General features: G+C 36.1%; 14 protein-coding genes. 6 read left to right on the plus strand and 8 right to left on the minus strand.

Features of this window, described 5'->3' with window-relative positions:
• Positions 1–35 precede the first annotated feature (35 nt).
• A complete protein-coding gene (gene mgtE / locus G5W_RS0101420; RefSeq protein ID WP_010093577.1) occupies positions 36–1,397 on the minus strand; it encodes a magnesium transporter in 1,362 nt (453 codons plus the stop codon).
• Positions 1,398–1,641: 244 nt separating this feature from the next.
• Here mgtE and G5W_RS0101425 point away from each other — a divergent pair, with 244 nt between their 5' ends.
• Both G5W_RS0101425 and prpE read left to right on the plus strand, forming a co-directional pair.
• Positions 1,642–2,817: an FtsW/RodA/SpoVE family cell cycle protein gene (locus tag G5W_RS0101425; RefSeq protein WP_010093578.1), complete on the plus strand. Its 1,176-nt coding sequence runs from the start codon at positions 1,642–1,644 to the stop codon at positions 2,815–2,817.
• A 56-nt stretch (positions 2,818–2,873) separates the two neighbouring features.
• Positions 2,874–3,620, plus strand: a complete 747-nt coding sequence (gene prpE / locus G5W_RS0101430) for a bis(5'-nucleosyl)-tetraphosphatase PrpE (RefSeq protein WP_010093579.1) — start codon at positions 2,874–2,876, stop codon at positions 3,618–3,620.
• A 3-nt stretch (positions 3,621–3,623) separates the two neighbouring features.
• On the opposite strand, the gene G5W_RS0101435 is transcribed toward prpE, so the two are convergent.
• The 3 genes from G5W_RS0101435 to yjbM are packed head-to-tail and all read right to left on the minus strand — an operon-like array spanning position 3,624 to position 5,948.
• Positions 3,624–4,505 carry an RluA family pseudouridine synthase gene (locus G5W_RS0101435; RefSeq protein ID WP_010093581.1) on the minus strand — a complete coding sequence of 294 codons (882 nt, stop codon included), beginning with the start codon at positions 4,503–4,505 and terminating at the stop codon, positions 3,624–3,626.
• Positions 4,506–4,523: 18 nt separating this feature from the next.
• Entirely contained in the window at positions 4,524–5,324 is an 801-nt protein-coding gene (locus G5W_RS0101440) for an NAD kinase (protein WP_010093583.1), read from the minus strand.
• A 15-nt stretch (positions 5,325–5,339) separates the two neighbouring features.
• On the minus strand, positions 5,340–5,948 hold the full coding sequence (yjbM, locus tag G5W_RS0101445; RefSeq protein WP_010093584.1) for a GTP diphosphokinase: 609 nt from the start codon (positions 5,946–5,948) through the stop codon (positions 5,340–5,342).
• Positions 5,949–6,122: 174 nt separating this feature from the next.
• On the opposite strand from yjbM, the gene G5W_RS21870 reads away from it, so the two are divergent.
• From G5W_RS21870 to G5W_RS0101460, 3 genes are all read left to right on the plus strand, one after another.
• Positions 6,123–6,686: a CYTH domain-containing protein gene (locus tag G5W_RS21870; protein WP_010093585.1), complete on the plus strand. Its 564-nt coding sequence runs from the start codon at positions 6,123–6,125 to the stop codon at positions 6,684–6,686.
• 92 nt (positions 6,687–6,778) lie between these two features.
• The gene (locus tag G5W_RS0101455; protein ID WP_010093586.1) at positions 6,779–7,159 is read left to right on the plus strand and encodes a globin domain-containing protein; all 381 of its coding nucleotides are present in this window, start codon (positions 6,779–6,781) and stop codon (positions 7,157–7,159) included.
• Between the two features lie 14 nt (positions 7,160–7,173).
• Complete coding sequence (locus G5W_RS0101460; protein ID WP_010093587.1) at positions 7,174–8,064, plus strand: ClpXP adapter SpxH family protein; 891 nt, start codon at positions 7,174–7,176, stop codon at positions 8,062–8,064.
• Positions 8,065–8,738: 674 nt separating this feature from the next.
• On the opposite strand, the gene pepF is transcribed toward G5W_RS0101460, so the two are convergent.
• The 4 genes from pepF to spxA all read right to left on the minus strand — a co-directional run bounded on the left by pepF (position 8,739) and on the right by spxA (position 13,357).
• A complete protein-coding gene (pepF, locus tag G5W_RS0101470; protein ID WP_010093590.1) occupies positions 8,739–10,553 on the minus strand; it encodes an oligoendopeptidase F in 1,815 nt (604 codons plus the stop codon).
• 94 nt (positions 10,554–10,647) lie between these two features.
• Positions 10,648–11,838: a competence protein CoiA gene (locus G5W_RS0101475; protein WP_010093591.1), complete on the minus strand. Its 1,191-nt coding sequence runs from the start codon at positions 11,836–11,838 to the stop codon at positions 10,648–10,650.
• Positions 11,839–11,993: 155 nt separating this feature from the next.
• On the minus strand, positions 11,994–12,683 hold the full coding sequence (mecA, locus tag G5W_RS0101480) for an adaptor protein MecA (protein ID WP_010093592.1): 690 nt from the start codon (positions 12,681–12,683) through the stop codon (positions 11,994–11,996).
• A 278-nt stretch (positions 12,684–12,961) separates the two neighbouring features.
• Positions 12,962–13,357, minus strand: a complete 396-nt coding sequence (gene spxA / locus G5W_RS0101485; protein WP_010093593.1) for a transcriptional regulator SpxA — start codon at positions 13,355–13,357, stop codon at positions 12,962–12,964.
• Positions 13,358–13,702: 345 nt separating this feature from the next.
• On the opposite strand from spxA, the gene G5W_RS0101490 reads away from it, so the two are divergent.
• On the plus strand, positions 13,703–14,044 hold the full coding sequence (locus tag G5W_RS0101490; RefSeq protein WP_010093594.1) for a P-II family nitrogen regulator: 342 nt from the start codon (positions 13,703–13,705) through the stop codon (positions 14,042–14,044).
• Positions 14,045–14,063: the final 19 nt, after the last annotated feature.

Raw genomic sequence — 14,063 nt, forward strand, 5'->3', positions numbered from 1 at the left:
AAGAATGCAGGGGAAGCAAACTCCTGCATTCTTTTTCACATTAATAGGCTCATAAAAGTAGTGGCTAACCCAAAATAAATCAAGATTGAGATAATATCGTTAATCGTGGTAATAAATGGACCTGAAGCTACTGCTGGATCTATTTTTAATCGATGCATAAGAATTGGAATTAAGGATCCTGCAAGGGTAGCAACAACCAATGTAGCCATGATTGATAATCCTACTAATATGCCTAAATATAGATTTCCTTGCCAAAGGAATATAACGAGTGTAATTAGGATTCCGCATACAGTTCCGGTTATTAGACCTGTGCCCGCTTCTCGAAGTATTAATTTTAATTTACCTGTCTCCCCATACTCACCAGTTGCTAGACCGCGGACAGCTACCGCTAACGCCTGAGTACCCGTATTACCAGCCATCCCAGCAATTAATGGAATAAATATGGATAGTATCGTAACTTTACTTAACGTTTCCTCAAATTGACCAATCAAGCTTGCTGTCAGAAGTCCTAAAAACAATAAGATAATTAACCACGGTAACCGTTTCTTCGCAGCTATTAATGGACTGGTATCTGGACGGGCAACATCAGAGATACCCGCTAGCTTTGAATAATCCTCACTAGCCTCTTCATCAATAACGTCTAAAATATCATCCACCGTAATAATCCCTAGTAAATGTTGTTGATAATCGACAACTGGCACAGCTAAGAAATCATAATCACGCATCATTTTCGCAACTTCTTCCTGGTCATCAGCAACAGAGACATAAAATGCGTTTTCATTCATAATGCTCTCTATAGTGGCATGGTCATCCGAAATAATTAGATCACGTAATGAGAGAACCCCTACCAACCGTTTATCATCATCTACAACATATAAATAATAAATTGTTTCGGCGTTGGGCCCTTCCTTCTTTAATTGTTTCATCGTATCAATGACGGTTTGTGTTTTATAGACTGAAATAAACTCAGTCGTCATAATACTACCAGCTGTTTTTTCCTCATAATGCAGAAGGTCTTTAATTCCTTGTGCTGCTTCAGCATCCATCATAGTGAGGAAGCTTACAACCTTGTCCTTTTCCATTTCATTCAGAATGTCAACTGCATCATCCGTAGCCATTTCTGCAAATACTCCAGATGCGAATCTAGGATGCATTTCGATAAAGAACGGTTGAATATCTTCCAGTTCTATATGTTCCATCATTGCAGCAACCTCTTGAGGAGATAGATAAGTATAGATTAATATTCGCTCTGTTGGTTCCACTTCAATAAAAAATTGCGCCTGATCATATGGATGCATTTCCAAAAAATAGTTTCGGAATAAGTCAATGTTTTCTTCGGTAAGATATTGTTGAATTTTGTTGAAATGGATTTCTTTCATTTCATCGATATTTTCCATGATGCCCCTCCCCTCGAGTCTAACGTCTCTTCGATGTGATACGAAATGTGTAGAGTTATCCTTTCTTTTACCATTCCCTAATTAATCATTCGGCTAACATTCGATAAAGATGTTATAATAAAATAATCTGGTAAAAAATTATCGATACTATCGGAAATATAAACCTTTCCTTAGTTTAAAATAATTAATAAATCGTGTAAAATTTAGTGAGAATGTTACATCATATAGAAAGTAAGGATAACCTATGAATACCTCAAAAAATAATATTGATTATACATTAATATCCATTATATTACTACTAGGAATTGTTAGTGTGTTTACCATCTATACAGTCGAACCTACACTACCAGCAATCTATTCAGGAATAAATTTCCCTGAAAAACAAATCGTTTGGTATGTGGGTGGTTCGATATTAATAGCGGTTATTATGTTAATTGATTATGATCGCTTCAGACAGCTTACCTGGATATTGTACGGTATAGGAGTAACCATGTTACTGATGCTATTCTTCCGGTTCCCTGGTCCAATTATTCACGATGTTAATGGGGCTTATAGCTGGTTTAAAGTTCCAGTACTAGGTACCTTCCAACCCGCGGAGATTATGAAAGTAATACTTGTACTAACCCTTGCACATACCATGTATAGTCATCATAAGAAATACTTGGAACAAACGGTTAAAAGTGACCTTTGGCTATTAGGGAAAATGATTGGCTTCTGCTTACCTCCTATGGCATTAATAGCCGTACAACCTGACTTAGGAAGCTTTTTAGTATTAGCTGCTATAGCTGGTGCCATGATTCTAGTTTCTGGTATTCGTTGGAAGCTCATATTCACCATAGCTGGTATTGGTTTTGGAATCATTGGTCTTATTGTGGCAGCATATTTTATCTTCCCAGACTCAGTGGCCGTTTTCCTACAGGAGTCTGTCTTTAAACATGTATCCAGTAGATTTTATGGCTGGTTAAATCCTGAGCAGTACTCCGATTCTGGATACCAGCTTATACGAGCGATGATGGCAATAGGTTCTGGTCAGCTATTTGGAAAAGGGATTGGGATGGAAGCAATGCAAGTGGATGTTCCGGAACGCCATACCGATATGATTTTCACTGCTGTTGCTGAACAATTTGGCTTTATCGGGTCAAGTATTGTTGTAACACTATTCTTCCTATTGCTATATCGCCTTATCCATATAGCGATTCAAAGTAATGATAGCTATGGAAGTTACATTGTGACTGGATTTGTTGGGATGTTTGCTTATCAAATATTCCAAAACATCGGGATGTCGATTCAATTACTACCGATTACTGGACTTCCATTGCCATTCTTAAGTTATGGGGGAAGTTCTACGTTAACGTATTTAATCGCAATTGGTATTGTCCTTAATATCCATTCGCGAACGAAAAAGTATATGTTTGAATAAAGCGAGAATGGCTAATACTATTCTCGCTTTTATTTTTAGTGAAGGGATGGATAACCATGAAAGTCGATGTAATCGGCGATATTCACGGCTGTTACAATGAATTATGTACGCTTTTTGAGGAATTAGGTTATCAAAAGAAGCAGGATATATATGTCCATCCTGATGGTAGGATTCCTGTGTTTGTAGGTGATTTGACAGATAGAGGGCCAGCATCCATCAAGGTCATTCAGTTGGTTTTTGAAATGGTAATCAAACAAAAGAAAGCAAAATATGTTCCAGGTAATCACTGTAACAAGCTCTACCGCTTCTTTCTAGGAAATAAAGTAAAACATATTCATGGACTTGAAACAACGGTTGCAGAATATGAAGCGTTAGACAAAAAGATGCAAGGTCATGTTAGCCAGCAGTTTATGAGATTGTATGAGGAATCACCCCTTTATCTACAAATTCCAGAAGCAAATGTTGTAGTAGCTCATGCTGGAATTAAGAAATCTTATATTGGTCGTCATGATAAAAGGGTCGAAACATTTGTATTGTATGGGGACATAACTGGTAAGTTTGATGAAGCTGGTCGTCCGATACGAAGAGACTGGGCACAGCATTATGAAGGGGATACATGGATTGTTTATGGGCATACACCTGTAAAAAATCCTCGTATTGTAAACAAAACAATTAATATTGATACAGGCTGTGTATTTGGGAACAAGCTTACAGCTTTCCGACTTCCTGAAGAAACTATTGTTTCTGTTCCTTCTTTACAGCCTTACAATAATGAAAAATTTAGATCCTTCCCAGAGGAATAACGTTTATTCTTCTGGAAGGATTTTTTTCATATCTTCTGGTAAATCAACTTGGAAAGACATAATTTCTTTCGTCATAGGATGTTCAAAGCTTAGAAAATAACAATGTAATGCTTGTCTTTCGATTAAATTTTTGCTTCCACCATATAAATCGTCCCCTAGTAAGGGGTGCCCAATGTGAGAGAAATGAACACGAATCTGATGAGTTCGTCCCGTTTCCAACTGGACAGCTATTAAGGCGTACCATCTATTATCTTGTTTAACCTCGTAATGGGTAATCGCTTGTTGGCCGTCTTCACGTACGATACGCTCGATTATCGAACCTTCTTTCCGTCCAATGTTCGCATTAATTGTGCCCTGTATGGGTGTTGGGACGCCATCTACAACTGCAAAGTACTTCCTCTTTACTCCACCATTCTTTTGTATGGATGAAAGCAATGAATGACTATATCGATGTTTTGCTATTAATAATAGTCCTGATGTATCACGATCTAATCGTGTAACCACGTGTACGGTATACGGAATGTTATGAGTTTCATAGTGATACAACACACCATTGGCGATAGTTCCTGTTTGATGATTCATGGACGGAATGGTCGCAACACCTGCCTGCTTGTTGATTACTAGAACACTTTCATCTTCGTATACAATATTTAATGGTATAGGCTCCGCATGCATATGATTACCTTTTACTTCTGATGGAAATTCTAAGGTAACTATATCATCGGTCTTTAGAATATAGCGAAGATCTGCCTTTTCATTATTAACGAGTAACGTGCCACCGTCATAAACAAGGCTTTTCAAGATACGTCTCGAAAAGCCTTGAGTATTTCGTAAATAATCACGTAAGAGCTTACCCTCTTCCGTTTGTTGAATGGTCCATCTCATAAATTGTTCACCTGTACTTTAACTATTATCTGCAATAAAGGAATCACGGACACGATTCCAAAAAGGGAATGGTCTAAACCTCGCAAATCGTATCTTTTCTTTTGCAACACGACATTGTATGGACTTCACATTCGTATAATTATGTGTAATATGGTCTATCGTAATAAAGAAACTACGATCAACTAGAGGCTTTAATAAACATGTATGATGCTTTGGTAAAATTAATGGCGATCCTATTGTACGGAATACTTTATTATTAATGGAAGCCATCTCCGTTAGTTGAATCGCTTCTAAGCTTGGATGAATAATCCCACCACCTAGTGCTTTATTATAAGCTGTACTTCCGGAAGGTGTGGAAATACACAATCCATCTCCACGAAATGTTTCAAAGCGTTCTCCCTTAATCTCTACATCAAAAACAACAGAGCTTTCTGGCGTTTTAATCGTTGCCTCATTTAAGGCTAAGAATTGATCCGTCTTATTTCCTGTTTTAGAGCGAATAATTACCTCTAATAGCGGATATTCAACGACCTGATAGGGAGTTTTCGCAATTTCTATCACAAGTTTTTCTAGCTCTTCTGGCACATAGTCTGCATAAAAACCTAAGTGTCCAGTATGAATACCGATAAACGCAGTATTGGCAAGGCGATGATGATATCGGTGAAACGCTTCTAGGAATGTACCGTCTCCCCCTATTGAAATAACTAAATCTGGTTCCTCACGGTCATAGATTAGTTCAAAATCAATTAAATGTTGCTTCATCCTAACTTTTAATTGATTCGATTTCTCGTCACCTCGTGAAATGATTTTAAACTTCACCCGTAAATCCTCCCTCTATTTACGATATAAGATTCGTTGTGCCTCTTGTACTTCTGTTTTTATTTTTGACATTTCCTCATCAAGTTTAAATGCCGCTTCTGCAGCCCGTTGTAATCTCTGTTTTAAGTCCTCAGGAATTTGTCCTTTATACTTATAATTTAATGAGTGCTCATTGGTTGCCCAGAAATTCATGGCAAGCGTTCTTATTTGTATTTCTGCTAATATCACCTTATTACCATGAATGGTTTCCACTGGATATTCAATAATCATATGATAAGAACGATAACCGCTTTCCTTCTCCCGAGAAATATAATCCTTCTCCTCTATTATGGTGAAGTCTTTACGCGACTTTAACATATCAACAACTGTGTATATATCATCTACAAATTGACAGACAATCCGGATACCGGCAATATCCTGTATATCCGTTTCGATACGATCGAGTGGAACATTTCTTTTCTCTGCTTTTTCTAGAATGCTTTGTATAGGCTTTACTCGCCCTACTATGAATTCAATTGGAGAATGCCTTGTTTCATACTCGAACTGAGCACGCATTCCTTTTAGTTTTACTTTTAATTCTTCTACAACCTGTGAATATGGTGCAAGTATCACTTCCCAATTCAAATAAAACACCACCTGTAATCTAGTAACATGATTCGTTCTTATTTTAACATAACAGAAATAGATATTCTTTGCATATTTATATCTATTTCGCCATAATCAATGTAAAGAAAAACGTCAAACGGAATGAATGGATCCAATATATTACAAGTTCCGTGATATGTTTTGGAGGAAATAATGACACAAGAAATTGAAATTGAATTTAAGAATTTATTAACAAAACAAGAGTACGATATGTTGCTAGCACATCTTCCTTTTCCCGAGGATGGTCAAAAACAAATAAACTATTATTTCGAGACACCAGACCGTAAACTTCAAAATAGACAATCCGCTTTACGAATACGAGAGAAAAATGGGAAATACAGATTAACGCTAAAGGAGCCATTTGGGGATGGCTTACTTGAGACTCATGACACATTAACATTCGAGGAAGCTTCCTTATGGATGAAAGGGAATCCCATAGCAAAGAAAGCAACGACCACTCAACTACATAATCTACAAGTGCCATTAGAGGAATTACAATACTATGGGAGCTTAACAACAATTCGGAGAGAATATCAAAATAATGGGCTAATTTTTGTTCTAGACTATAGTACTTACCATAATCAGGAAGACTATGAATTGGAAATTGAAGCACTGGATAAGGAAACTGGCTTAAAGGCATTTGAGCAAACATTAAAGCAATTAGGAATAGAAAAAAGGAAACACCTAATAAAATTGCTCGTTTCTTCCAAAGTCTAAGCTAGTCCAAAAAGGTTCCTAAAATCAGATAATTTGCTCGGTGTTCTATATTGTTGCTACAATATATACACATAACCTGAAGGAGTAATGGAATGAATCACAGAACAATATACGAGGCTATCGGGGGGCAAGAAACAATTGACCGCTTGGTAACTGCATTTTATAAACGAGTAGGTAATCATCCAAAGCTACTTCCAATTTTCCCTGAAGATCTAACAGAAACTGCCAGAAAACAGTCCCTTTTCTTAACGCAATTTTTTGGCGGTCCTAATCTTTATACTGAAGAACGCGGACATCCAATGATGAGACGTAGGCATCTTCCATTTGAAATTACGCCATCTAGAAGAGATGCATGGTTAGATTGTATGGATGAAGCGCTTGAAGAAGTAGGAATAGAAGAACCTTATCGGACAGCTATATTTGAAAGGTTAACCATGACTGCAAACCATATGATGAATACACCTGAACCATAGAAAGGAGAATCGATGTGAGTTGGGAACGTACGGAGCTTTTAAGCTCACAGAAAGCAAACACATCGTCCGAATATAGTTGTACTACTGTAAAGAAACCAATTGAAATTTATGTATTTATCGACCCAATGTGTCCAGAATGCTGGTCACTAGAGCCGTATTTAAAAAAGCTATCAATTGAATATGGACGATTGTTTACGATTAGGCCCATTATTTCCGGAGCTTCAAAACCTTTAAATCATGATAATTTTAATCAACCAAAAAAACTACGAGAAATTTGGGAACGTACTGCATCTCGTACAGGGATGAGTTGCGATGGTGATTTATGGATAGAGAATCCAATTCATTCCCCTGCCATTGCTTACCTGGCAATTAAAGCAGCAGAATTACAAGGAATTCGTTATGGAAAGGTATTCTTGCGAAAAATTCAGGAAAGCCTCTTCCTACAGAAAAAAGATATTTCTAACAAGAACGTACTACTAGAATGTGCAGAAGCAGCCAAATTGGATTTACAGGAATTCAAAAATGACCTGCATTCCCTCTCTGCCAAAAAAGCATTGCAGTGTGATTATAAACTTAGTAAGGAAATGGAAATCGATTATATGCCAACTATGGTGTTTTTCCATAAAAACATAGAGGAACAAGGAATTAAAATATCTGGTTTATATCCTTATGAGATTTACGTAAGAGTATTAAGTGAAATGTTAGATCACCTACCTATCCCATCACAGTGTCCATCTCTAGAGGAGTTCGTTGCACACTATGGAGTAGTTGGTACAAAGGAAGTATCTGTTGTCTATAATTGGTCAATGGAAAAATCAGAGCGAGAAATGAAAAAGCTAACACTAAAACAAATAGTAGAGAGAATCCCAGCAAAACACGGTACTTTTTGGCAATATATTGGATAGCTTTTGTAATAATATATAATAAATTTTAAACCAAGGTTACAACTTGGTTTTTTATTTTCTAGAATAATTCGTATTCGTCCGTGTCCTTGAAATAATACTAGTTTTTCTTATGTAAGAGGAGATGACTTGTATGATCCCTATTTTAGAACAAAAAAATAAAGGATATACGGGGCAGCGTATATCCTTATTTTCTCACTTCTTTGTATATAACAAAGGGGGATGGGAGAAAGTTTCATGATCAAACAAAGGGGTTTTGTTTGTGATTCATCTCACAAATATATAATAACAAGGTCTAGTGATTTTTTCAATATGTTTGTTATCAATTTCACAAATCTGTCACTTCTATTTTTATTACCCATTACATATATATTACTAGACTATTTTCTGCTGATGTAAGGAGGCGAATCCTATGCGAGAATTAATACCTTATTTGTTCATCATTCTAACTTTTTTTGCTGTATTATTAAATTTATTCGGTCTCATGCAATTAATCCCTCTATACTTCACACTACCTATCTTATTCTTCTGCATCTATTTGACGATTTTTTCCTTTACGCATCGGGATAGATATCGAGGAAGGATGAGATGACATTCAATATACATACGAGATTCCTCCAATTGAAAAGGATGACCTGCAACCAACTATTAGTTGGTTCAAGAGGTCATCCTTTGTGTTATTTACTTAATAAAAGTTTTTCCATTTCATTTAACTTCTCTTCGAAAACATCTAATGCATCTAAGATAGGTTGTTTAGAAGTCATATCAACTCCAGCTTTTTTCAGTACCTCAATCGGATAGTCACTGCTACCAGCTTTTAAGAAACCAAGGTAATGATCAACCGCACCTTCTTCACCAGAAAGTATCTTATTTGCAAGAGCAGTTGCTGCTGAATATCCAGTAGCATATTGATACACATAATAATTGTAATAGAAGTGAGGAATTCTTGCCCACTCTAATCCAATCTCCTCATCCGAAACTACATCTTCACCAAAGTATTTCTTATTTAACTCATAGTAAATCTTCGTTAGATAATCAGCAGTAAGTGCTTCTCCATCTTGTGCACGCTTATGAATCTCATGCTCAAACTCAGCAAACATCGTTTGACGGAATACAGTTCCTCGGAATCCTTCTAGGAAATGATTCAACAGGTACAGCTTTTGTTTTTCATCTTCGATTGTTTTAAGCATATAATCATTTAGCAATGCTTCATTGCATGTAGAAGCAACTTCCGCTACGAAGATAGAATAGTTTCCATAACGATATGGTTGATATTTTCTTGTGAAGTAACTATGTGCTGAATGGCCAAGCTCATGTGTTAATGTAAACAAATCATTTACACGATCTTGCCAGTTTAATAAAATATATGGGTTAGTACCGTAAGAGCCAGAAGAATATGCTCCACTTCTCTTCCCTTTATTCTCCTCAACATCGATCCAACGGTTTTCAAATCCTTCTTTTATAACACGGATATATTCCTCACCTAATGGTTGAATACTTTCAAGGACATACTCCTGGGCTTTCTCATAAGGAATCTCCATATCAACATCTTGCACTAATGACGCATACATATCATACATATGCAATTCCTCAACACCCAGTACTTCCTTCCGTAATTTCGCATATCGGTGTAATAATGGAAGTCTTTCGTTTACAGCTTCAACTAAGTTATCATAAACCGTTTCCGGTATATTGTTATTGTCTAATGCAGCTTGTCTAGCTGATTCATAGTGATGGACTTTCGCATCAAAGTTGTGTGCTTTAACTGTTCCACCTAATGTAGATGCAAATGTATTTTTAAATTGTCCATACGTTTCGTACATTGCCTTGAATGCGTCTTGACGTACTCGACGATCTTTGGATTCTAGGAAGCCAACGTAACGACCATGCGTTAAGTCCACTTCTTCTCCTTTTTCATTCGTAATACTAGGGAACTTTAGATCAGCATTGTTTAGCATTCCGAAAGTTTGTGAACCCGTAGACAAAACTTCAGATGCTTCCGCAAGCAATGCCTCCTCTGTTTCACTTAAAACATGCTTACGCTGTCTGATAATCTCGTTTAATACATGTTCATATAGTTTGAGCTCTTCCTTCTCTTCTAAGTAACGCTTAACCGTTTCCTCGTCCATTTTTAGAATTTCCGGTACTAAGTAACTCATAGAACTTTGTGCTAGGGTTAAAACACTCTCTGCCCTTGAATTCAATGCTTGGTAGTGTGCATTTGTTGTATCCTGATCATAACGCATATGCGAATATGTATACAGTTTTCCAAGTCTTTCAGATAATTCATCTTGAAGCTTTAGAACATTGTATAGAGAGTCAGCTGAATTCGCTACTTTACCTTGGTACTCACTGATTTTAGGAAGATCTGTCTTTAAGCTGTTTAGTTCTTCTTCCCATGCTTCATCTGTTGCAAAAATATCCTCTAATCTCCAAGTTCTTTCAACAGGTACTTCACTTCTTGATTGAAGCTCTTTTGTCGACTTTGCCACTTTAGTTCCTCCCTTTAGTTCTTTCTCTCAATAGTATTCGACAATAAGGAAAAATTTACTACCGAATTACTATATTATTTAGTATAACGAATCATTATCTTATCATGCTCGTATTTTGACTTAAAATTTCCGAAATTTCTTCTAATATTTTTTGATCACCCACCAATGCATCCTCAACATTAGAATAAAAGTGGATGTCTTGGCGTTTTTGAAAGGTTTCATTTGAAGTAATTGAGATTATCTTCAGAGAAGCCAATAGATGAAGATATTCCAACAGAGGGTCGCTTAGTCCATTCATAAGTGGATTATTGGGGTTTATACAATATTTCAGTAGGGATAGACATTCTTCCCATGAAAAGGTCTCTCCAATTTCCAATGGAACAATGATTTCAAGACATATTCTGCTTTGCCAATCCCAGGGGGCAGTATTCATTTGATACTGAGAAGCTACCGGTAGAAATATAATCGAGGGTAAGAATTCGCGGTGAGTACCCATGGAGTAGAGCCAAGAATACCACTTTCTTTCATTGCCATAAGTCCTTTGCGGGTGATGCATTCTAAATTTATATTTTGCTTTTCTAAAGACTTCCATTAGTTCTCCTTGAGGCATGAAGTTTTGGGTAAACAAATCGAGAAAATTCATTTCTGTCAATTTCTTCACCTTAAGATTACTGTATATTTTGTATTGATTGACTGGAAAGATATTAGCAGCTTTTATGAAGAATGTAGTCTGGGGATCAAAAAAATACATTATGGGTAAACTTTCCTGATTAAATCGGTGAAAAAATTGTAGTAGAAATTGATTAATTTTCACTTGGTGTCTACCTAAACGATTAAAATGGTTGCCACCAATTATCCATATTGGTTGGATGCCTTCTTGCAAGTACCCATTCGTCCGTTTTAGGATGTCTTGAACCGGAATTCGTACACATTGATATTCCATTGCAATTCTTTTATTTCCAATTGTCACGAGGATATCCGTTCGTTGCTTGATAACAGGGAAATATACTTCCATCTCTGCTTTTATTCCTTGTGAAGCTAACCATCTAAAAATTTGTAATTTTCCTTTTTCATGGTACTCTCCTTCCCCTCCTTCATGAGATATACAATCCACTGCCCGTTTGTGTGCAAAATGAGCAATAGTCTTCACACCTGCCCTAATCATTAGTTTTCCCTTGCATATAGGACAATAGAACTCTTCATTCGCACGTAACCATGCAATTTCCTCTCTAGAGTATTGATACAATGCGACTGAATTACCATTTTTTATTTTTGCTTGAAGCAAAGATATCACCTCCATCTTATAAATTCGATGTTAGCGATGAAATTCCTGCTTCGAAATACTATTGACATTAACAAAAAAAGCTCCGGATAAATAATTCGCTTTCCGGAGCTTATATGTTCATATTTATAACAGTGAAATATCGTGTTGCCTCAACCTTAGATCGTTGCAGGAAAATGCCCGCGCACGTCAGCAAATGTAGTAGTTTCGAATATCTTTTTTCCATACTCTTCTAGGACATGTATGGTAATATTAGAATCATCACCATACTCGAACACTCTTGCAATAATATCCTCTTGTGTATTCTCATCTAACACATCTTGCGAGAATTCCATATATAAGTAGTACTTTCCATCATAGAAGTATAATGTTTCTTCTTCGCTATTGGTATCTTCTTGGAAATGGTGGCTTAGTTGAATAACGTCTTCAAAATCATCAAATTTTGCGATAATCCAGAGGTTTTCTTCTATAAAGTCCCCTTCTAGATCACTACCTTCACCTTTTCCAAATCTCTCTTCAAGGAAAGATTCTACTTTCTCATCGACTGGTATATCAATTGTAGATCCATCTTCATCAATAGGAAATTCAAGATTATCTCCATTCTTTGAAAGTTGCGCCTTTGTAACTACAATTTCTAAACCTTTTTCAAGGGCGTGTACTTGTATCCATAAGGGGCCATCTACATGAAAGTCTTCCTGATAGTTTACCTCGTCCATCATTTGCCAGAATAGTTGTTCACTGCGTTCACGATTGTACCATATTTCTTCCCGCTGAAAACCGCGATCTTCAATATCTACATATGAGATAAAGAATTTCACTGTGTTTTCGTTAATTCTTTCGATTTCCATGTAATTCTCTCCCTTCTTTCTCAGTAGCTCCAGTGCCGAATTGGCACTATCGCATTATTAAATAGGCAGAGCTAGTCTAAACCTTATCTATTGAAAAATATTTTTGTTCTTTTTATATTGTATGTTAGCATATTGCATTATGAAAATTAATATGCCTATATATAATGATTTAAAATCTTATTTTAGCTCATTTTATGGTTTTTGTCATCTAGATAGATATCAAAAGCGCAGATCCAATAAAACGATCTGCGCTTTTCACTTTTACTTCGTCTGCTTGATTAATTAACCATCCGTCTAGCTTCTTCCAACTGGAAAGTTCGTACTGTTCTTGGTAAGAACCTACGTATCTCATCTTCATTATAACCAACTTGCAGTCTTTTATCATCTAGAATGATTGGTCTTCTCAACAGACCAGGATTTTCTTGAATTAAATTAAATAAATCTTTTAAAGGTAGCTGTTCGATGTTTACGTCTAAATGTTGAAACACCTTTGAACGGGTCGAAATAATCTCATCAGTACCGTCCTCTGTCATTCTTAAGATTTCTTTTATTTCATCCAAAGATAATGATTCGGAGAAGATATTTCGCTCTTTAAAAGGGATATTATGTTCTTTCAACCAAGCCTTTGCTTTTCTGCAGGAAGTGCAACTAGGTGAGGTATAAAGTGTTACCATGTTCCTTCACTCCTCATAACTGTTTACGTAGAGTAAACTTAATTAGTTATTAAATTAAAATTAATATAAACAACTTACATATACAAGTATACTATATTTGTCAAGGAATAGATAGGATAATCAGCCTTATTTTTAGACGTTCACAAAAATTTCTCAATTACTCTCCCCTCATTCTGTTAGAAAGTTAAACATCCGCCTTACCGATTAAAACTAGCTTAATGTGAGGTTTCCTAACATAATCTCTGTAATTATTAAAATTTTATCTTGATTTTCGTACTTTAACTCTTTATTATGAATAATAAGTAATAATAAATGTTATAAAACCTAACATTAGGAGGTTAGAGTATGAAAAAAATTGAAGCAATTATACGTCCTGATAAATTTCAGGAGCTTCGAAGTCACTTAACCGAAATTGGCATAGGTGGACTTACGATTACAGAAGCCGCTGGTACTGGAAAACAACAAGGACAAAAAGGTCTATTCCGAGGAACTACCTTTCAAATTCAGTTACTTTCTAAACTGAAGGTAGAAATGGTTGTAGAAGACAGTCAAGTTGAATCGATTATAGATGTTATGATCAAAGCATGTCGTACAGGCAAAATTGGTGATGGCAAAATTTTTATTCACCCTATAGAAGAAGTAGTTAGTATTCGAACTAATGAACGCGGAACACCTGCCATCTTATAAAACTAACACTATTGATATA

This window comes from Ornithinibacillus scapharcae TW25 (genome assembly GCF_000190475.1).
GTDB classification, from domain to species: domain Bacteria; phylum Bacillota; class Bacilli; order Bacillales; family Amphibacillaceae; genus Ornithinibacillus; species Ornithinibacillus scapharcae.

Excerpts from the sequence above, each read along its gene's own strand:
- G5W_RS0101455 (WP_010093586.1), top strand. The coding sequence starts at position 6,779 with ATGAATCACAGAACAATATACGAGGCTATCGGGGGGCAAGAAACAATT.
- mecA (WP_010093592.1), bottom strand. The coding sequence starts at position 12,683 with ATGGAAATCGAAAGAATTAACGAAAACACAGTGAAATTCTTTATCTCA.
- G5W_RS0101425 (WP_010093578.1), top strand. The coding sequence starts at position 1,642 with ATGAATACCTCAAAAAATAATATTGATTATACATTAATATCCATTATA.
- G5W_RS0101435 (WP_010093581.1), bottom strand. The coding sequence starts at position 4,505 with ATGAGATGGACCATTCAACAAACGGAAGAGGGTAAGCTCTTACGTGAT.
- spxA (WP_010093593.1), bottom strand. The coding sequence starts at position 13,357 with ATGGTAACACTTTATACCTCACCTAGTTGCACTTCCTGCAGAAAAGCA.
- prpE (WP_010093579.1), top strand. The coding sequence starts at position 2,874 with ATGAAAGTCGATGTAATCGGCGATATTCACGGCTGTTACAATGAATTA.
- mgtE (WP_010093577.1), bottom strand. The coding sequence starts at position 1,397 with ATGGAAAATATCGATGAAATGAAAGAAATCCATTTCAACAAAATTCAA.
- G5W_RS0101490 (WP_010093594.1), top strand. The coding sequence starts at position 13,703 with ATGAAAAAAATTGAAGCAATTATACGTCCTGATAAATTTCAGGAGCTT.
- G5W_RS21870 (WP_010093585.1), top strand. The coding sequence starts at position 6,123 with ATGACACAAGAAATTGAAATTGAATTTAAGAATTTATTAACAAAACAA.